Source organism: Rhizobium sp. 16-488-2b, from assembly GCF_017741815.1.
In the GTDB taxonomy this organism is placed as follows: domain Bacteria; phylum Pseudomonadota; class Alphaproteobacteria; order Rhizobiales; family Rhizobiaceae; genus Rhizobium.
Genome location: NZ_JAGHMF010000020.1, coordinates 115,816 through 134,760 on the forward strand (window position 1 = coordinate 115,816; position 18,945 = coordinate 134,760).

Sequence of the window (18,945 nt, forward strand, 5' to 3'; positions counted from 1 at the left end):
CACGGGGAGCCTTCACTCAAGAAAGCTGGCTCCTCTCATCTCTTGTGGATCATAAGTTACCGAGGGAATTTAAATTCACGTAAATGAGCCCTGACAAAAACACCGGGATGTTTTTGTTTTGTTCACATATCGATGGCAGTTATCGCTGATCTGCAATAGGATTACCGCATGCAAAGCGCGATTCGTATCATCGGCATCGACCCCGGCCTGCGCCGCACCGGCTGGGGCGTCATCGAGACGCTGGGCAATTCGCTGCGCTTCGTCGCTTCCGGCACGGTCACATCCGATGGCGACATGGACCTCGCTTCGCGCCTGTGCCAGCTGCACGACGGCCTTGCCGACGTCGTACACGTCCATCAGCCCGACGAAGCCGCCGTCGAGCAGACCTTCGTCAACAAGGACGCCGTCGCGACGCTGAAGCTCGGCCAGGCCCGCGGCATCGCCATGCTGGTCCCCGCCCGCGCCGGGCTGCAGGTTTCGGAATATGCGCCGAATGCGGTGAAGAAGGCGGTGATCGGCGTCGGCCACGCCGAGAAGAAGCAGATCCACATGATGCTGAAGATCCTGATGCCGAAGGCCGAGTTCAAGGGCGACGACGCCGCCGATGCACTCGCCATCGCCATCTGCCACGCCCACAACCGCGGCGGCGCCCGCATGCGCATGGCAGCGCTCGCCGGCTAGCTTGTTCTTGACTTGTTCTCATTTGGTGATAAGTAATACCTGAGAGGTATTACTATGCGTGTAACCGAAAAAGGCCAGGTGACGATCCCCAAGGAGATCCGCGACCGATTGAACATCGGCCCGGGGTCGGAGGTGGATTTTGTCGCAGACGAGAAAGGTGCTCGGCTTGTGGTCGTCGCCGAAGGCAAATCCACATCGGACGAAGAATTCGCGACGTGGCTGAAAAGCGTTTCGGGTACGTTCGATACGCTCGGCATGACCACCGACGAATATATGGAATGGCTGAGGGGGCCGCGCGATGACCTCGGTCCTCGTTGATACCAACGTCTTCATCGACGTTTTTGGGCCGGAAACGCAATTCAAGGAATGGTCGTCAGAGATGATTTTGAGGCTGCGCCCGCAAGCGCAGTTCGTTCTCACGCCGATTGTCTGGGCCGAATTGGCAAGCATGGCGCCGAGTGAGGATCAGCTCATGTTCATGCTGGCGCGTCTTAATCTGGTGCGCGAATCGGTGCCCTTTCCTGCGGCCTATCAGGCCGGACTGGCCCATATCGCCTACCGCCGCGCCGGCGGCGCGCGCGAACGCACCCTGCCCGATTTCCTGATCGGCGCGCATGCGTCCGTTCGCTCCCATCGCCTGCTCACCCGCGATCCCGGACGTTACCGGGCCTATTTTCCGGCGCTCGACCTCATCACGCCCGAAACCCATCCCATCTGAACTCTTAACCGGCGGACCACCAAACATGATCGGCAAGCTCAAAGGCACCATCGACGAAATCGGCGACGACTATGTGCTCGTCGACGTGCACGGCGTCTGCTACGTCGCCCATTGCTCGGCGCGCACCCTGTCGCGCATCGGCTCGGTGGGCGAGGCCTGCATTCTCTTCATCGAGACCTATGTGCGCGAAGACCAGCTGAAGCTCTTCGGCTTCATGACCGCGCTCGAGCGCGAATGGTTCAACCTGCTGCAGAGCGTCCAGGGCGTCGGCTCCAAGGTCGCCCTTGCAGTGCTTTCGACGCTGACGCCTGGCGAACTCGCCAACGCCATCGCCCTGCAGGACAAGACATCGATCTCCCGCGCCAACGGCGTCGGCCCCAAGGTCGCGGTCCGCGTCGTCACCGAACTCAAGAACAAGGCCCCCGCCTTCGCCGGCGAGGCATCGGCCAATATCGGCCTCAAGCAGGAACTCGGCGAAGGCATCGCCTCCGCCCCTGTCGCCGACGCCGTCTCGGCCCTCACCAACCTCGGCTACAGCAGAGACCAGGCCGCCAACGCCGTTGCCGCCGCGATGAAGACCGCAGGGGAAGGCGCTGACAGCGCCAAGCTGATCCGGTTGGGGCTGAAGGAGTTGTCGCGGTGATTGGCTGGAGGCCGGTTTGCAACTACTATTGATGCACTCGACCGAAAGAGGCTTCAACGATGAGCGCTTTGACAAAATTGAGTTCGAAGGGACAGCTTACCATCCCGAAGGGAATTCAGGAGGAGCTGGACATCGCGCCGGGTACCGAATTCTACCTGACGGTTGAAGACGGCAAGCTGTTGGCGACACCGAAGCGCACGCCCGTACCAACCACGAAAAGATTGATGGATTTCGCAGGAATTCTCGGCAAGCCTCCCAATGGCCGGAGCTTGAGCTTGGAGGACATCGATGAGGCCATCATGAACGCGGTGGCCGAGGACGAGGAGCGTATCCAGCGGGAATGGCGCGAAGGTCGTAAATGATCGGGATCGACACGAACATCCTCCTTCGGTTTCTTCTGGACGACGAGCCGGCGCAAGGCGCGATGGCGCGACAGTTCATGTCCGAGCGAACTGCTGACGACCCGGCATATGTCAGCGCAGTCGTGCTCGCCGAAACAATCTGGTTGCTCAACCGACGTCTTGGTTACTCCACGTCGGAAATCGCGACGGTCTTGGGGCTGCTTGCGCAAACCGATGAGATCGTTGTCGAGCATTCAAAAGAGTTGAAGCTTTTGGCCGCCGACACACCCCGACCGATCGCCGACATCGCTGACTATCTTGTCGTCTGGGCCGCCGCGAATGCGGGCTGCGCCAAAACCTTTACCTTCGACCGCAAGGCCGCCCGCAAAATTCCCGGAATGGAACTTCTCGCATGACCGACAACGCCCGCCTCATCACCCCGGAAAAACGCGGCGAGGACTTCGACTCGACGCTGCGGCCGCAGTCGCTCGACGAGTTCACCGGCCAGGCTGAGGCCCGCGCCAATCTGAAGATCTTCATCGAGGCGGCGAAGAACCGTGGCGAGGCGCTCGATCACGTGCTTTTCGTCGGCCCACCCGGCCTCGGCAAGACGACGCTCGCGCAGATCATGGCCAAGGAACTCGGCGTCAACTTCCGCTCGACATCAGGCCCGGTCATCGCCAAGGCCGGCGATCTCGCGGCGCTGCTCACCAATCTCGAGGAGCGCGACGTGCTCTTCATCGACGAGATCCATCGTTTGAGCCCCGCCGTCGAGGAAATTCTCTATCCTGCGATGGAAGACTTCCAGCTCGATCTGATCATCGGCGAAGGCCCTGCCGCGCGCTCGGTGAAGATTGACCTGTCGAAGTTCACGCTGGTCGCCGCCACCACCCGTCTCGGCCTTCTGACGACGCCGCTGCGCGACCGCTTCGGCATCCCGGTGCGCCTGTCCTTCTACACCGTCGAGGAACTGGAACTGATCGTGCGCCGCGGCGCCCGGCTGATGAACCTGCCGATGACCGACGAAGGCGCCCGCGAGATAGCGCGGCGCGCCCGCGGCACCCCCCGCATTGCCGGCCGCCTGCTCCGCCGCGTGCGCGATTTCGCCGAGGTCGCGAGAGCCGAAGCTGTCACTCGCGAGATCGCCGACGAGGCGCTGACCCGGCTCTTGGTCGACAATCTCGGCCTCGACCAGCTCGACAAGCGCTATCTGAACATGATCGCGGTGAATTTCGGCGGCGGCCCCGTCGGCATCGAGACGATCGCAGCCGGGCTTTCCGAGCCGCGCGACGCGATCGAGGATATCATCGAGCCCTACATGATCCAGCAGGGCTTCATCCAGCGCACCCCGCGCGGCCGCGTCCTGACCGCCACCGCCTGGAAACATCTCGGCATGCAGCCGCCGAAGGATCTCGAAGCCGCGCAGTTCCGCCTGTTCCAGCAGGACGATTGACGGAACCGCGCCCCACTTCGTGCATTGGCATCTCGAAAGGAGATCGTTATGCAGAAGTACCGCATCGGCACTGGTGTCGAATGGAAATGGGGCAAGGGAACCGGGACCGGCAAGATCAAGGAGAGCTTCACCGACGACGTCGAGCGTACGATCGAAGGTGCGGTCATCAAGCGGAAGGCGAGCAGCGAGGAGCCGGCCTATCTGATCGAGCAGGAAGACGGCGGCAAGGTGCTGAAGAGCCATTCCGAGCTGAAGAAATCCGGCTGACGGCAGCCTAAAGGCCTGCATGCCCCAGCCGTCGCAACGAGGAGGACATGCCGTGACGGTTTTCGACCCCATCCGATCCTTCCGCAAGCTCGCCTATAACAACGCGCTCGCCAATCACCGCCTGCACATGGCCTGCGCGCTGTTGCAGCCCGGCGAGTTCGAAGCGCCGCGCGTGAGCTTCTTCCCGTCGATCAAGGCGACACTGAATCATATCCTGACGGTGGACTGGTTCTATGTCGATGCGCTGGAGGGTGGCATACTGGGGCCGCAGGCCTGGGCGGTCGAGGAGCCCTGCCCTGATATCGCGAGCCTTGCCGCCGAGCAGAAATCCGTCGATGCAAGATTGGTGACGCTCGCCGAAGCGCTCTCCCCGCAGAAGCTGATCTCGACCGTCGAGATCCATCGCGGCGAACGCATTCAGCGGGAGCGAATGGAGGATGTGCTCGCTCATCTCTTCCAGCACCAGACGCATCATCGCGGCCAGGTGCATGCCATGCTGGCGGGCACCAGCGTGAAGCCGCCGCAGCTCGATGAATTCATCGTCGCCGACGATGCCAGGTTCCGGGGCGACGAGATCGCCGCCCTCGGATGGAGCGAAGCACGGATTATGGACTAGAGCAATTCCAGGAAAAGTGCGAAGCGGTTTTCCGTCCGGAATTGCGTGAGAACAAAGAGTAGAGCAGTCCGCGATTCGAAGAAAAGCGGAACTGCTCTAATCCTGCAGCCGCGCCTTCAGCCCGTCGATGATCGTCTTGCTGAGCAGCGCGTAGTTTTCGTCGAAGTGGTGGTCGCCGGCGAGCGCGATGACATCGACGCCGCTGTCCTTCAGATCCGGGCAGGCAACCTCGTCGTCATCTTCCTTGCCGTAAACGCACTGGACGATCTTCGGATCGACGGCCTTCAGATCGGCCACCGGATCGCCGCCGGCGCCTTCGGTCTTGGCGCCGAGCCAGCCCATGACGGAGATCTGGTAATCGACCTCGTGCGAGAGCGACAGCAGCGAAATCTGCGCGACGGCGCTCTTTGCCGCCGGCTTCAGCCGCGAGAAGGCGGCCGGCACGACATCGGCGCCGAAGGAATAGCCGACCAAGAGAACATGCTTGACCTTCCACTGCTTGCGGTAGAGCTCGATGATCTTGCCGAGATCGTCGGCGGTTTCCTGAGGCTTACGCTCCGACCAGAAGTAATGCAGCGAATCCACGCCGACGACGGGAATGCCCTGTTTCTGCAGCGCCGCACCCACTTCCTTGTCGATATCGCGCCAGCCGCCATCGCCGGAATAGATGATCGCCATCGTGTCGAAAGCAGGCTTGGCGTCGAGGATCGTTAGCGGCAGCCCGAGTGGATTGTCGGCATTGCCGGATGCGGCGATCAGGTCGTCGAGCGTACTGCTCAGCGTCGTCTGCGCATCATCCTGGGACTCGCGAATGTCGATGTCCGAATGCGCCTTCTTCAGCTCCTCCGCATGCGCGCGGCCGTCCTTGTCGGCATTGGGCGTGAAGGCGGCAATGATGGGATCGGGCAGCGCGATGTCGCTGAGACCATAGATCATCCGGTCTCCGACCGTCTTCTTCTTGGCCGGCGTGCAAAGCTGCTGCGTCAGCGGAATACCCGCCAGCGGATCGATCGCCAAAGTCTGGCCGATGGTCGCATCCGGCGTCTGCGCGGCGATTGCCAGCGCCAGCGCCCCGCCCTCGCCGATGCCGGCGACAACAGGCAGGTGATACGGGCTGTTGCCGGCGGCGCGCTGCACCTGCTGGCTGAGCGACTCGATATCGGAGACCAGATAGATGCAGCCGTCATTATCGCTGACATCGTATTTACGCAGAGCATCGATATAGGACGGGAAGTCGACGCCGATGACAACGGCACCCTCGCCCACCAGCCGGTCGGCCTCCGTCTTCTCCTTGTCGCCCCAGCCCGCGGCATCCGAGATCAGCATCACGGCGCCCTTCACGTCGCCGTCAGGCAGGAAGATGTGCGGCGACGGGATGAGCCCGGTCTCGAACTCCTGCGTCGTCTCGTCGGCCGCATGTGCGGCGGGAATGGCGAGCGCCAGCGCAAAGGCGGCGGCCAGAATGTGTCTTTTCATCATTTCCTCACGACCCCTTTCAATCCGCCGCCGATCAGGAGCGTCGCGTCCATCAAAGCGATCATCGGATTGCCTCCTCCGGACACCGCAAGATAGCGCGGATGCCATTGAGGGTGAAACTTGGATTTGAAGGCCCTCAGGCCCTTGAAGTTGTAGAAGCGCTCGCCGTGCTCGAACACGGTGCTGCCGATGCGATCCCAAACGGGCGCCGTCTCGCGCTTCGACATGCCAGAAAGCGGGGCCATGCCGAGGTTGAAGTGCGAGAACCCTTCGGCGCGCAGATATTCCATGATCTGCACGAACAGGAAGTCCATGGAGCCCTTGGGCGCATCCGGCGAGAAGCGCATCAGGTCGATGGTGCCCTCATCCTTGGCGCCGGTGATCAGGATGTTTGCGAAGGCGACAATCTTGCCTTCGAGCTTCAGGATGCCGACCGGCTGCGCAAGAATGTAGTCGGGCGTGAACGCACCGAGCGAAAAGCCCTTCTCCTTGGCGTTATGGTCGGCAAGCCAGGCATCGGAAACAGCCGCCAGCTCGTCCATCACGCCAGGCACGTCTTCCGCCGCGATCACCTCGAAGCTCAACCCGTCGCGCTGGGCGCGGCTCGCGGTCTGGCGAAGGTTCGCCCACTTGCCGCCCTTCATCTCGAAGGTCGAAAGATCGGAGACGGCGAGTTCGCCGAGCTTGAAGGCGCGCAGGCCCGCATCGGCGCAATGAGAAAGCAGCGCCGGCGAGATCTGGTAGAACACCGCACGGCAGCCGGCGGCGCGCGCGGTTTCGACGAAGCGCCACACGAGCTCCGGCATCGCGCTGCGGTCGCCGACGGGATCGAAGAGCGCGATCCACGAGCGCCCTTGGCGGCCATACATGATGAAGGCATCGCCCTTGTCGGAGAACATCACGCTCTTGTCGCCCATGCGCACCAGATTGGCGTCGGCGTAGCGCTGCTTCTCGACGATATCGACGGCGCGCTCCAGCGCCTCGTCGGTTGCCGGCTCAAGCCGGGTCGTGGCCGGCCGCAGCAGGCTGAAGACGGCGATGGCGGTTGAGATGATGGTGATGCCAAGCACGGCGCGCAGACCGCGCGGCGCCTCGTCGGCGAATTCGAACTGCCACCACAGCTCGTTGCTGTAATCGACGTCGCGATAGACGAAGAGCAGGATGACAACGGCGCCGACGCAGACAACGGCGATTGCCGTCAGCCACGACGCCGTCAGCGTCTGGTTGAGCAGCGAGGCGCGGCGACGGAACAGGCGGCGGCTGACGAACAGGCCGAAAATCAGGAACGCGAGGAACGAGGCCTCGACCAGCGCCACGGCCTTCAACAGCGACAGCATCAGTGCCGCGGCGGCCGAGAAGATGGTGATCCACCATGCACCGTCGAGCTTCTGGCCAAGACCGCGCGCGGCGACCACCAGCGCCAGTCCGGCAAGGCTCGCCAGGAAGTGCGCGCCTTCCACGATCGGCAGCGGCAGATAATTGGAGAGGAATTCCAGGTTGGAATCCGGCGTCGGTGTGACGCTCGAAAAGATCAGCATGACGCCGAGCAGCAGCGACAACGCCGACAAAAGCTGCGGCATCAACCGGATGCCGATCCGGCGGAAACCGGAGGCAACGGGATGGTCGGCGAAGCGACGAAGCTCGGTCGCCGAGACAGCCAGGACCGCAAGCAGCAGCGGCACGACGTGGTAGATCAGGCGGTAGAGCACCAGCGAGCCGAGCACGGCGTCGATATTAACAGCACTGCCGAGCGCGGCGATAATGACGGTTTCGAACACGCCGAGACCGGCCGGCACATGGCTCAGCACGCCGAGGCCGACGGCAATCGCGTAGACGGCGAGAAACACCGGCCAGCTGATCGCCGTCTGCGGCAGGAGAACGTAGAGAACGGTGGCGGACGCGGCGATATCGAAGGCGGCGACCAGGAACTGACGCGACCATGTGGCGGAATCAGGCAGCCGCAGCGAGAAACGCCCGATGCTGACCGCGCGGCCGCCACGGCCAAGCACGACACCCGCCGCCAGCACCAGCACGATCGAACCGCCGAGGAGACGCAAAACCCAGCTGCTGACATCGATGAGCGGCGCGATCTCGTCTGCGATGGCGAGAAGCGCGATGGAGCCGACACCGGCCAGGCCTAGGCCGAAGGCGATGGTGACGAAAGCGATGACGCGGCCGATATCCTCCGGCGTCAGTCCAAGCCTCGAATAGGCGCGGTAGCGGATGGCGCCACCACTCAGCGCGCCGAAGCCTGCCGTGTTGCCGACGGCATAGGCGGCAAACGCGGTCAGCGCGACCTGCGGGAACGGCAGCTTCTTGCCGACGTAATCGATAGCGTTGACGTCGTAGAACACCAGCGCGAGGAAGCTTAGCGCCGTGAAGAACAGCGCCAGCACGATCGAGCTGATCTTGGTGTCGGCCAGCGCCTGCACCACGTCGTCATAGCGCACCTCGGTCGTCAGCTGCTCGATCGCGAAACCGACCATGCAGAACACGGCCAGCGTGGCGAGCGCCGTCAGATGCGTCCGGTACCGGCTGAAAAACCGCGAAATGGCGGATTCTTCTATGACTTCAATCTCTTCCAAATTGGCGTGCTTCGACATTACGAACCGTCGTAAACCTACATATGAGCGGGAATCATGTCTTGGACATCTAACATAACCTGCATGTAACTTCTTGGACGCAAGCCCGCGAATACATGCCAACACTACCCCAATGCCGCTTAACGACGCCTGCTTCATCCCCAATTGGGGCATTTTTGGCGCGAAGACGGGGGTTCCAATATTGTATTTTCGTAAGGTTAAAGCACTCGGTGGCTGAGTGCCGGCATCCGTAGATACCGGCATTCAGGCTAAGCCGCCGGCTCGGCGCCCTGACCGCTCTTCTGCGCGGCGTAGCGCGCAGCCGCCGCATTGGCGTCCGCATCGTGCGTCTCACTCGACACTTGCAGCGTCGGCACGGCGAACTCGATGCCGTTCTCCTTGAAGGCCGTGCGGATCATCGCCAGCGCGTTGCGGCGGATGACGAACTGTTCGCCGGGCTTCGTCATCATCGCCAGACGGATGACGATCGCGAACTCGCCGAACTGCTCGACGCCCTTCATCTTCAGCGTCTCGATGATGTGAGGCGCATAATCGGGATTGTCGAGCAGCTTCTGGCCGATCTGCTTGATGACCTTCTTCGCCAGGACGAGATCGGTGTCGTAGGTGACGTTGAGGGTGATCTTGTCGATGGTCCAGTCGCGATTGAGGTTCTTGACCGCGCCGAGCTCGCCGAACGGCACGGTCGTCAAAGGCCCGCGATGATGACGCAGTCTGACGGAGCGCAGGCTGAACGCCTCGACCACGCCCTTATGGCTACCGCTCTCGATATACTCGCCAACCCGGAAGGCATCGTCCCAGAGATAGAACATGCCGCTGATCACATCCTTGACGATCGTCTGCGCCCCGAAACCGACCGCGACGCCGACAACACCGGCACCCGCAATCAGCGGCCCGATCTCGACGCCCAGCCCCGAAAGCACCATCAGCACGGCGATGACGGCGATGACGACCGCGAGGACATTGCGGAAGATCGGCAGCAGCGTCTGCAGCCGCGCCCGCCTTGCCTTCTCGTCATCGTTGATCGAGCCCTCCAGAGGCGAGTCCTCCAGCCTGCCGTTGATATAGGCGCGCGCCAGATGCCAGAGCAGATCGGCCGCGAGCAGGATGACGATGCCGCCGACCGAGCCGCGCACGATCCGATCGATCATCGTCTCGCCCGCCGCCATCCGGTCGGCCGCGAAGCCGAGAATGCGGCCGAGCCAGAGGGCCGCGATGGTGATGATGACGGCGCGCACGCCGCGATCGAGCAACACCGCCGCGATCCGCTTCTTGGCAAGGAAGCCGGCCTCGGCCTTGTGCAGCGCCCGAACAGCAAGCGTGGAGACACGCAGAACGCGCGGCAATGCAACGGCATAGATGCCGAGCCATAGGATGAGGTTGAAACCTGCCACCCACAGAAGCCAGAGGGCTGCGAAATAGATGGTCAGCATCCAGGAGGCCGTCGTGCTCTTCTGGCCCTCCTCTACCGGACGCGACCAGACCGCTTCGGTCGCGATGGCCAGCAGCCCGAGCCCGAGCGCGTAGGCCACGAGATAGCGCGACCCGGGAGAGAAGCCGAGCGGCGCCATCAGCTGGATCAGCACCCAGCCGAACACGAAATAGATGATGAAGGTGCAGCTGCGCTTGAACCAGAACATCGCGGTGGCGCGCGAGACGTCCCGTTCGCCGCCGACATGCGGCAGTGTCACCAGCGCCACGATGAGACGGCCGACCGAGATGGTGACGCGCGAGACGATCAGCGCGATGGCAACAGCGATCGCCAGCGATTGCGTGATGGGCGGCCAGTTGAAGAGCACGAGCGGTACGAGCGTCGCGACACAGAACACCAGCGCCGGCACGATGCGGTAGCTCAGATTGTTCGCCGCATGGTGCGCGACCGTGACGACCGCGCCGTCTTCGAGCTTGACGCGCGGGCGCGGCACGACCATCCGGAACAGGAATTCCGCCACCACCCCGGCCAGAAACAGCGCCAGCAGCTCGATGGTCACGAATGCCCAGCCACTCGGCTGCACCTCGCGCTCGACGATCTCCGATGCATTCTCGACTTCATCCGGCAGCGTCATCGCAGCGCCGGAGACGAGATCGAAATGACGGCGCGCATGGCCTAGGAAATCGGAAAGCACCGACATCTGCTCGCCGGACATCTCGCCACCGGGTGCTGCCGGTTGTGCCGGGGCGCTCGCCGGCTGCGCTGCCGCCGGGGCCTGTCCTGCCGGAGCCTGAGCTGCAGGGCTTTGCGTCTGCGCCTGCGTCGCCATCCATTGCTTGACGGCGGGCGTCTCCATGAGCTGCAGCATCTGCCGCACCTCGGCGGGCGGCGGTGCTGCCGGTGTCGGGCTGGGTGTCGCCGCCGGCGTTTGTGCCGCAGCACTCGAAACGATCATGCCAAATGCAAGGAGCGGCAGAAGCCGCTTCATGATGCGCGCACCAAACCCCAGACCCATACCAGCCCCTCCAATATATATAGCGTAGCTTATATTGAAGCGCGGGAAAGAAAAGCCCACGCAGCTTGTGGCTGCGTGGGCTTGGATAACCATTATTGCTGAATGGTTTACGCCTTCGGCTTTTCGACGTGACCGCCGAAGCCGGCGCGCATGGCCGAGAGCACCTTGTTGGCGAACTCGTCGTTGTCGCGCGAGGAGAAGCGGCTGTAGAGCGCGGCACTCAGAACCGGTGTCGGAACGCTCTCGTCGATGGCGGCCATGATCGTCCAGCGGCCTTCGCCCGAATCCGAAACGCGCCCGGCATAGGCGCCGAGCGCGGGATCCGCATGCAGCGCATCCGAGGTCAGGTCGAGCAGCCAGGAGGTGATGACGCTGCCGCGACGCCACACTTCGGCGACGTCCTGCAGATTGAAGTCGTACTGGTAGTGCTCAGGATGCGCGATCGGCGCCGTCTCGGCGTCGACTTCATGATTGTCAGCGCCGATATTGGCGCGCTTCAGGATGTTGAAGCCTTCGGCGTAAGCCGCCATCAGGCCGTATTCGATGCCGTTGTGCACCATCTTGACGAAGTGGCCGGCGCCGTGCGGGCCGCAATGCAGATAGCCCTGCTCGGCCGTGCTGCCGGCCTGGTCCGGGCGATGCGCCGAAGGAACGACATTGCCGACGCCAGGTGCCAGCGACTTGAAGATCGGCGAAAGCGATTCGACCACGGCCTTTTCGCCGCCGATCATCAGGCAATAGCCGCGCTCGAGACCGAACACGCCGCCGCTGGTGCCGACGTCGACATAGTGCAGGCCCTTGGTGATCAGCTCGCCGCCACGGCGAATGTCGTCGTGATAATAGGAGTTGCCACCGTCGATGATGATATCGTCGCTGTCGAGCAGCGGCGTGATTTGCGCGATCACCTTGTCGGTGATGGCCGCCGGCAGCATCAGCCACACGGCGCGCGGGCGTGAAAGCTTCGAAACGAACTCTTCCAGCGAAGCGCTGCCGATGGCGCCCTTGCCGACCAGATCGTTTACGCTTTCCGTCTTCGCATCATAGACCACGCATTCATGGCCATCACGCATCAAGCGCTGGACCATGAAGCTGCCCATACGGCCCAAGCCAACCATGCCAAGCTGCATCTCATAATCTCCTGAGAATTGAGAATCTAATCGATATTATGCGCGAATACCTATCACTCGCACTGCAGCACGCAAGCGAAGTCTCCGTCACAATAGCGGGAACGCTACCGCTTCGCGCGCCGATGAACGCGAGAACCGCGAGCCCGCAAGGCATTCCGCCGAATCTGGAAACTAAAAAAATATTTCGAATGTCAACCGCAAACCGCCAATAAGGCTGCGGCTCATTGCTGCACCGCAAGAATTACGCGCCCGCTGGTGGCATCGCTGAGCATCCGTGCGGTCTCAGGGAACACGGCTTCCGGAACGGAAAGCGTCAGCAGCGCACCCGCATCCACGAACACCTCGGCCACGACGCGCACGCCGGCGAAGCCCGCAAGCCGCGCCTTCACCAGAGCCAGATCCGAGAAATTCACCGCGATCTCGGCCTCGACGGTCGCGACCAGCTCGACCGTCACCGCGGCCCTGAGGCACGCGGCAGCCGTGCCGCCATAGGCGCGGATCAGGCCGCCGGTTCCAAGCAGAACGCCGCCGAACCAGCGGGTGACGACGACCGCCACCCGGTCGAGCGACTGCCCGTCGATCGCCTGCAGGATCGGCTTGCCGGCGGTGCCGCTCGGCTCGCCATCATCGTTGAAGCGATAGTTCTGGCCGATCCGCCACGCCCAGCAATTATGGTTGGCGGCGGGATCGCCGTGCGCGGCGAGAAAATCCTTAGCATCCTCTTCGGAGCCGATCGGCGCCGCGACAGCCAGAAACCGGCTCTTCTTGACGATCTGCTCCAGGGTCTCGATGCGGGTGAGTGAAAACATGGCCATTGCCATATCGCCAGCAGCGCGCGCTTCGCAAGCAAAACCGGCTTGAAGCCAAGCCCCGCTCGCAAATCAAAGGCCACAAAAGCAAAACGCCCGCAGCTGGAAGCAACGGGCGTTTCAAATCTATCTGCTCATGAAGAGCAGCGATCGCTTGTTAGCGAGTGGCGTCGCGAGCAACGCGCTGGATTTCGGAGCGGTCGATACCGAGGTCGTTCAGCGCACGGTTGGACATGCGGCCAAGTTCGCTAACGGTCTGACGATACTTGCGCCAGTTATTGAAGGAGCGTGCTACGTTCATGATGATCCCCTTTCCTAGGGCTTTCAGCGCTTGGCAGCGTGTTTGCTACCCGTGTCTCTCTGTTGATGCGAATATATGCATGAAGGCCGACAACGAACAGCGCTAAAGCATCAGAACACCCATGCGCCAAGCGCATAACTAAAACGATGCTGCTTAATATTTTTGCCCTCAGAAAAGCCGTAAACGTTTTAGGGAAACGCCATTTTGCGGCGATTTCGCCCGAATTCCCAGAATAGCGATCGGCTCGATCACAATCGTTAAAGTGTTTTAACCGTTTTAATCGACGGATATCGGCTCCGCGCCTCGGAAAATCAGCGATCTCTGCGTGAGAAAAACTCGAAACGCATCCCGTGCGCTCAGCGCATGCTTTATTGGCAAGCCTGCGACACAGTACCGGACGGACTGTGAAAGGCTCACGAGGAGCCCGTTTTTCGCCGCAAGCAGCCGCACCCCATTGCCAGCAAACTCGGCATACGGCAGTAGAAGCGCGCCGGCGTGATCGAATGCGCGACATCAGGCGGCCGTGCCAGCACCCGCGCAACAAGGACGTCACATGAAGCATATCCTCGCCGCGGCCACGCTTGTAACCACCACCCTGCTCCCGGTCACAGCCACCCGCGCCGCCGATTTCGGCGTCACCCCGATGACGGATGGCGACACGTTCATCGGTTGCCTTGCCCAGAACAACCACACCGGCATCGGCTACCTCGCCGTCGGCGACAAGCTGGCGCTGTTTGCCAATGCCGACGCTTTCGCGATCGCCAAGGGTGAGCGCGTCAACGGCACGTGGTCGGTGGATGGCGCGGCCGCCGCGGATTTCTCCTCGACTGCCGACAGCGACAAGACGGTGACGATCGACGTTCCGAACGATGCTGCGGCCGTCACCGCCTTGACCTCGGGCAAGGAACTGACGGTCACCGCCAACGGCATTGACGTCATCCTGCCGCTGACGGGCACGGAGGAGGCATTTGCCGCGCTGACGACCTGCATGAAGGAAAACGGCGCTGAATAGCGCCTGATACCAGGGCGCTCGAAGCGCGATACGATTGCCGGAGATGAGAAGGAAGAGTGCGATCCGCGGCAACCGATGGAGGTTTACGATCCTGGGTGCCTACAAACGTAGGTGGGCGCCATATGTCCAAGCCCACGGGCCTGGCCAGGGACAGCTCCCTTTGGATCGAGTATGGCCCCAGGGATTGTGGTTCCTGTCGAGAGGCGCAGATCGCAACTGCTATATAAGACCGATCCATGACGCGCGCCAGAGGCTGACGCGGGCGTCCCGGATTTAATTCGAGCGCTTCAGTTGGACCCGCCTAGTTCAGAGCCGCCGGCGCCCGGCCGTTCAGCTTGTCGGTGATCCCGCGCAGCTGGCTGCTGACCTCGACGATTGCGGCTGCGATGCTCTCTTCTGTGCGGCTGGTTGCCGCCAACACCGTGTCGCGGTTGCTGCGCAGGCTGTTGAGTTCATCTTCCAGGCTGGCGACGCGCCGGGTCAGTTCCGAGATCTCGTCCATGATCATGATGCCGGCCATGACGGTGATGCGGAGATCGCCGATTTCGCCGAACTGATCCTTGAGATGGCCGACATAGCGGTCGAAACGGGTGGCGAGATCGGTCAGGTGATCTTCCTGCCCCTCTTCGCAGGCCATGCGATAGGCCTTGCCGTCGATCGTTACCGTTACCTGCGCCATATCCTAAGCCCTTTATTAGCGGTCGAGAACCGCGCGGATCGTCTCCATCGCCGTCACCAGACGACGTGAGACCTCGCGATTGACCTCTTCCAGCCGGTTCGCACGGAATTCCGCCTGGTCGAGCTCCTGCGCCAGCTTGGAGCGATCGGCATGCACGCGGCGCACCTCGCCCTCGATCTCGCCGGTCTCGCGCTGCCGCTCGATCCGGGCGTCGACGGCGCTGTCGAGCGCCGAAATCGCCTGCCGGAGCTCGAGGAGCGCTGCATCGATGCTGTTGCCTGTGGATGTCATGTCTTTCCGGTTCCCCGCGCAAGACCCGCGAATCGGTATTGAGGCCCGACGCGATGTTTTCAAAAGGATATGCAGCTCGCCAACTGCCCGTCAATAAAGGCTGGAAGGTGGCAGGCGAGCTAGTTGTGGATGACTGAAATCGGCAACTATGCGCATGGCTCTGTCAGCGCCCCCATCAGCAGCTCTGTCACACGCTTGTCAACTTTTGTTAAAATCGTTGGTCAAATGTCAAAAATCGTCATTTCGACCCCTCTATTAGGGCTTCGATTTATTGACTTGCCTGCTCCAACTGCTATTTGTGCACCCGCTCTCATTGATGGTCTCCGCAGGCTTGAGGCCATCCCCCGACACCCCGGAACAAGCGGAATAGCGATGATTTCTCCTGAACAACACGACCGGATGGCAAACGCGATCCGTTTCCTCTCAATGGATGCAGTCGAGAAGGCGAATTCCGGCCATCCGGGCATGCCGATGGGTATGGCCGATGTCGCCACCGTCCTGTTCTCGAAGTATCTGAAGTTCGACCCGTTGAAGCCGCATTGGCCAGACCGCGACCGCTTCGTGCTGTCGGCCGGCCACGGCTCGATGCTGCTCTACTCGCTGCTCTATCTAACCGGCTACCCTGACATGTCGGTTGATGACCTCCAGCAGTTCCGCCAGCTCGGCTCCAAGACCGCCGGCCACCCGGAATACGGCCACGCCACGGGCATCGAAACCACCACCGGCCCGCTCGGCCAGGGCATTGCCAATGCCGTCGGCATGGCGATCGCCGAACGCAAGCTGCGCGAGGAATTCGGCGCCGACCTGCAGGATCACTACACCTACGTGATCAACGGCGACGGCTGCCTGATGGAAGGCATCAGCCATGAAGCCATCGCGCTCGCCGGCCATCTGAAGCTCAACAAGCTCATCCTCTTCTGGGACAACAACTCGATCACCATCGACGGCGCTGTCTCCCTGTCGGATTCGACCGACCAGATCATGCGCTTCAAGGCTGTTCATTGGCACACGATCGAAGTCGACGGCCACGACCAGGCAGCGATTGCAGCAGCCATCGAGGAAGCCCACAAGTCCGACAAGCCGACCTTCATCGCTTGCAAGACCGTGATCGGCTTCGGCGCCCCGAACAAGCAGGGCAGCCACAAGGTTCACGGTTCGCCGCTCGGCGCCGAGGAAATCGCAGCCACCCGCAAGGCGCTGAACTGGGAATACGAACCCTTCGTCATCCCGAACGACGTTCTCTCCGATTGGCGCGCCGCTGGCACCCGTTCGGCTGAAGCCGTCAAGGCATGGGAAGGCCGCCTCGAAAAGGCAGCGACCAAGGCCGAGTTTACCCGCCGCTTCGCGGGCGACCTGCCGCAGGGCTTCGACGCCGCCATCAGCGACTACAAGAAGAAGCTCGCCGAGACCAAGCCGACCGTTGCGACCCGCAAGGCTTCCGAAGACGCGCTTGAAGTCATCAACGGCTTCCTGCCCGAGACGATCGGCGGCTCCGCCGACCTGACGCCGTCGAACAACACCAAGACCAGCCAGATGCATTCGATCACGCCGACGGACTTCGCCGGTCGTTACATGCACTGGGGCATCCGCGAGCACGGCATGGCGTCTGCCATGAACGGTATCGCGCTGCACGGCGGTCTGATCCCCTACGGCGGCGGCTTCATGATCTTCTCGGATTATTGCCGTCCTCCGATCCGCCTCGCTTCGCTGATGGGCATCCGTGTCGTCCACGTTCTGACGCACGATTCAATCGGCGTCGGCGAAGATGGCCCGACCCACCAGCCGGTCGAGCAGATGGCCTCGCTGCGCGCCATCCCGAACCTGATGATGTTCCGCCCGGCCGACGCAGTCGAAACCGCCGAGTGCTGGCAGATCGCGCTGAACACCAAGGACCGTCCGTCGGGCCTGGCGCTCACCCGCCAGAACCTCACCACGGTTCGTACCGAGTACAGCGAGAAGAACCTCTGCGAACTCGGCGCCTACACGCTGGCAGGCAATGCCGACGCCAAGGTGACGATCTTCGCTTCGGGCTCCGAAGTCGAGCTGGCCGTTGCCGCCCGCAAGACACTTGAAGAAAAGGGCGTTACCGTCCGCGTCGTCTCGGTCCCCTCGACCGAACTGTTCTTCGAGCAGCCGGATGCCTACCGCGCCGAGATTCTCGGCAAGTCGCCGATCAAGATCGCCGTCGAAGCCGCCGTTCGCGAAGGCTGGGATGCGTTCATCGGACCGGAAGGCACTTTCATCGGCATGAAGGGCTTCGGCGCTTCGGGTCCTGCCAAGGATGTCTTCAAGAAGTTCGGCATCACGACGGAAGCCGTCGTCGCCGCAGTTGAAGCCAAGCTTTGATCTGATACAAGGAGCGCCTCAGGGCGCTCCTCTTTGCTTATAAACCAAGCCCTACTCTCGGGAGAGACACACATGACTGTAAAGGTTGCCATTAACGGCTTCGGTCGTATCGGCCGCAATGTTCTCCGCGCCATCGTTGAATCCGGCCGCACGGACATCGAAGTCGTTGCCATCAACGACCTCGGCCCGGTCGAGACCAACGCGCACCTGCTGCGTTACGACTCGATCCACGGCAAGTTCCCGGCCGAAGTGAAGGTCGAAGGTGACACGATCACCGTCGGCGGCGGCAAGCCGATCAAGGTCACCGCTGTTCGCGACCCGGCACAGCTGCCGCACGCCGAACTCGGCATCGACATCGCCATGGAATGCACCGGCATCTTCACCTCGCGCGACAAGGCTGCCGCTCACCTGACGGCTGGCGCCAAGCGCGTCATCGTTTCGGCTCCTGCCGACGGTGCCGACCTGACCGTCGTCTTCGGGGTCAACCACGACCAGCTGACCAAGGAACACCTGGTCATCTCCAACGCCTCCTGCACGACGAACTGCCTCGTGCCGGTCGTCAAGGTTCTCGACGATCTCGTCGGCATCGATCATGGCTTCATGACCACGATCCACTCCTACACGGGTGACCAGCCGACGCTCGACACCATGCACAAGGACCTGTACCGCGCCCGCGCCGCAGCCCTGTCCATGATCCCGACCTCGACGGGTGCAGCAAAGGCCGTTGGCCTCGTCATGCCGCACCTCAAGGGCAAGCTCGACGGCACCTCGATCCGCGTTCCGACCCCGAACGTTTCGGTCGTCGATTTCAAGTTCGTTGCCAAGAAGGCCACCTCGGTTGCCGAAATCAACGAAGCCATCAAGGCTGCTTCCAACGGCAAGCTGAAGGGCATCCTCGGCTACACCGACGAGCCGCTGGTTTCGCGCGACTTCAACCACGACAGCCACTCCTCGATCTTCGCCTCCGACCAGACCAAGGTCATGGAAGGCAACTTCGTGCGCGTTCTGTCCTGGTACGACAACGAGTGGGGCTTCTCCAGCCGCATGTCGGACACGGCTGTCGCCTTCGCCAAGACCATCTAAGGTCTTCGCGACAAGACTTAGGAAAGCGGCTCGGGAAACCGGGCCGCTTTTCGTT

Annotated in this window: 20 protein-coding genes and 1 other RNA gene; 12 read left to right on the top strand and 9 right to left on the bottom strand. The window is 62.2% G+C overall.

Annotated elements, in window-relative coordinates; all coding sequences use genetic code 11:
* Window positions 1-168 precede the first annotated feature (168 nt).
* From ruvC to J5286_RS18130, 9 genes are read left to right on the top strand one after another with little or no spacing between them, the layout of a single operon-like run.
* On the top strand, window positions 169-681 hold the full coding sequence (ruvC, locus tag J5286_RS18090; RefSeq protein ID WP_037182642.1) for a crossover junction endodeoxyribonuclease RuvC: 513 nt from the start codon (window positions 169-171) through the stop codon (window positions 679-681).
* 54 nt (window positions 682-735) lie between these two features.
* On the top strand, window positions 736-999 hold the full coding sequence (locus tag J5286_RS18095) for an AbrB/MazE/SpoVT family DNA-binding domain-containing protein (RefSeq protein WP_018899646.1): 264 nt from the start codon (window positions 736-738) through the stop codon (window positions 997-999).
* Window positions 980-1,399: a type II toxin-antitoxin system VapC family toxin gene (locus J5286_RS18100; protein WP_209191575.1), complete on the top strand. Its 420-nt coding sequence runs from the start codon at window positions 980-982 to the stop codon at window positions 1,397-1,399. The genes J5286_RS18095 and J5286_RS18100 overlap by 20 nt, the downstream gene beginning before the upstream one ends.
* Before the next feature lie 25 nt (window positions 1,400-1,424).
* Window positions 1,425-2,042, top strand: coding sequence for a Holliday junction branch migration protein RuvA (gene ruvA, locus J5286_RS18105; RefSeq protein WP_209191576.1), 618 nt, complete (start codon window positions 1,425-1,427; stop codon window positions 2,040-2,042).
* 59 nt (window positions 2,043-2,101) lie between these two features.
* Window positions 2,102-2,404: an AbrB/MazE/SpoVT family DNA-binding domain-containing protein gene (locus tag J5286_RS18110; RefSeq protein ID WP_209191577.1), complete on the top strand. Its 303-nt coding sequence runs from the start codon at window positions 2,102-2,104 to the stop codon at window positions 2,402-2,404.
* Complete coding sequence (locus J5286_RS18115) at window positions 2,401-2,799, top strand: type II toxin-antitoxin system VapC family toxin (RefSeq protein WP_209191578.1); 399 nt, start codon at window positions 2,401-2,403, stop codon at window positions 2,797-2,799. Before J5286_RS18110 ends, J5286_RS18115 begins: the two co-directional genes overlap by 4 nt.
* Window positions 2,796-3,836, top strand: coding sequence for a Holliday junction branch migration DNA helicase RuvB (ruvB, locus tag J5286_RS18120; RefSeq protein WP_209191579.1), 1,041 nt, complete (start codon window positions 2,796-2,798; stop codon window positions 3,834-3,836). The genes J5286_RS18115 and ruvB overlap by 4 nt, the downstream gene beginning before the upstream one ends.
* 48 nt (window positions 3,837-3,884) lie before the next feature.
* Window positions 3,885-4,103, top strand: a complete 219-nt coding sequence (locus J5286_RS18125) for a hypervirulence associated TUDOR domain-containing protein (protein WP_209191580.1) — start codon at window positions 3,885-3,887, stop codon at window positions 4,101-4,103.
* Between the two features lie 52 nt (window positions 4,104-4,155).
* Window positions 4,156-4,719: a DinB family protein gene (locus J5286_RS18130; protein WP_209191581.1), complete on the top strand. Its 564-nt coding sequence runs from the start codon at window positions 4,156-4,158 to the stop codon at window positions 4,717-4,719.
* Between the two features lie 96 nt (window positions 4,720-4,815).
* On the opposite strand, the gene J5286_RS18135 is transcribed toward J5286_RS18130, so the two are convergent.
* From J5286_RS18135 to J5286_RS18160, 6 genes are all read right to left on the bottom strand, one after another.
* Complete coding sequence (locus tag J5286_RS18135; RefSeq protein ID WP_209191582.1) at window positions 4,816-6,198, bottom strand: virulence factor family protein; 1,383 nt, start codon at window positions 6,196-6,198, stop codon at window positions 4,816-4,818.
* Window positions 6,195-8,798, bottom strand: coding sequence for a bifunctional lysylphosphatidylglycerol flippase/synthetase MprF (mprF, locus tag J5286_RS18140; RefSeq protein WP_112944912.1), 2,604 nt, complete (start codon window positions 8,796-8,798; stop codon window positions 6,195-6,197). The genes J5286_RS18135 and mprF overlap by 4 nt, the downstream gene beginning before the upstream one ends.
* Window positions 8,799-9,046: 248 nt before the next feature.
* On the bottom strand, window positions 9,047-11,215 hold the full coding sequence (locus J5286_RS18145) for a mechanosensitive ion channel family protein (RefSeq protein WP_245206262.1): 2,169 nt from the start codon (window positions 11,213-11,215) through the stop codon (window positions 9,047-9,049).
* Between the two features lie 134 nt (window positions 11,216-11,349).
* Window positions 11,350-12,369 carry a phosphogluconate dehydrogenase (NAD(+)-dependent, decarboxylating) gene (gene gnd, locus J5286_RS18150; protein ID WP_018899659.1) on the bottom strand — a complete coding sequence of 340 codons (1,020 nt, stop codon included), beginning with the start codon at window positions 12,367-12,369 and terminating at the stop codon, window positions 11,350-11,352.
* Window positions 12,370-12,590: 221 nt separating this feature from the next.
* Entirely contained in the window at window positions 12,591-13,178 is a 588-nt protein-coding gene (locus J5286_RS18155) for an IMPACT family protein (protein ID WP_209191656.1), read from the bottom strand.
* 157 nt (window positions 13,179-13,335) lie between these two features.
* Complete coding sequence (locus J5286_RS18160) at window positions 13,336-13,479, bottom strand: DUF1127 domain-containing protein (RefSeq protein WP_018899661.1); 144 nt, start codon at window positions 13,477-13,479, stop codon at window positions 13,336-13,338.
* A gap of 553 nt (window positions 13,480-14,032) precedes the next feature.
* Between J5286_RS18160 and J5286_RS18165 the strand changes: the two genes are divergently transcribed.
* The gene (locus J5286_RS18165) at window positions 14,033-14,491 is read left to right on the top strand and encodes a hypothetical protein (protein WP_209191584.1); all 459 of its coding nucleotides are present in this window, start codon (window positions 14,033-14,035) and stop codon (window positions 14,489-14,491) included.
* Window positions 14,492-14,547: 56 nt separating this feature from the next.
* On the opposite strand, the gene ssrS is transcribed toward J5286_RS18165, so the two are convergent.
* The 3 genes from ssrS to J5286_RS18180 form a co-directional block, all read right to left on the bottom strand.
* A non-coding RNA gene (gene ssrS, locus J5286_RS18170) (6S RNA) lies at window positions 14,548-14,706 on the bottom strand.
* An 86-nt stretch (window positions 14,707-14,792) separates the two neighbouring features.
* Complete coding sequence (locus J5286_RS18175) at window positions 14,793-15,170, bottom strand: cell division protein ZapA (RefSeq protein WP_018899663.1); 378 nt, start codon at window positions 15,168-15,170, stop codon at window positions 14,793-14,795.
* A 15-nt stretch (window positions 15,171-15,185) separates the two neighbouring features.
* The gene (locus tag J5286_RS18180) at window positions 15,186-15,461 is read right to left on the bottom strand and encodes a DUF4164 domain-containing protein (RefSeq protein WP_018899664.1); all 276 of its coding nucleotides are present in this window, start codon (window positions 15,459-15,461) and stop codon (window positions 15,186-15,188) included.
* Between the two features lie 372 nt (window positions 15,462-15,833).
* Here J5286_RS18180 and tkt point away from each other — a divergent pair, with 372 nt between their 5' ends.
* Together tkt and gap are read left to right on the top strand one after the other, a co-directional pair.
* Window positions 15,834-17,807: a transketolase gene (tkt, locus tag J5286_RS18185; RefSeq protein WP_209191585.1), complete on the top strand. Its 1,974-nt coding sequence runs from the start codon at window positions 15,834-15,836 to the stop codon at window positions 17,805-17,807.
* Between the two features lie 72 nt (window positions 17,808-17,879).
* On the top strand, window positions 17,880-18,890 hold the full coding sequence (gene gap, locus J5286_RS18190) for a type I glyceraldehyde-3-phosphate dehydrogenase (protein ID WP_111563323.1): 1,011 nt from the start codon (window positions 17,880-17,882) through the stop codon (window positions 18,888-18,890).
* Window positions 18,891-18,945 lie beyond the last annotated feature (55 nt).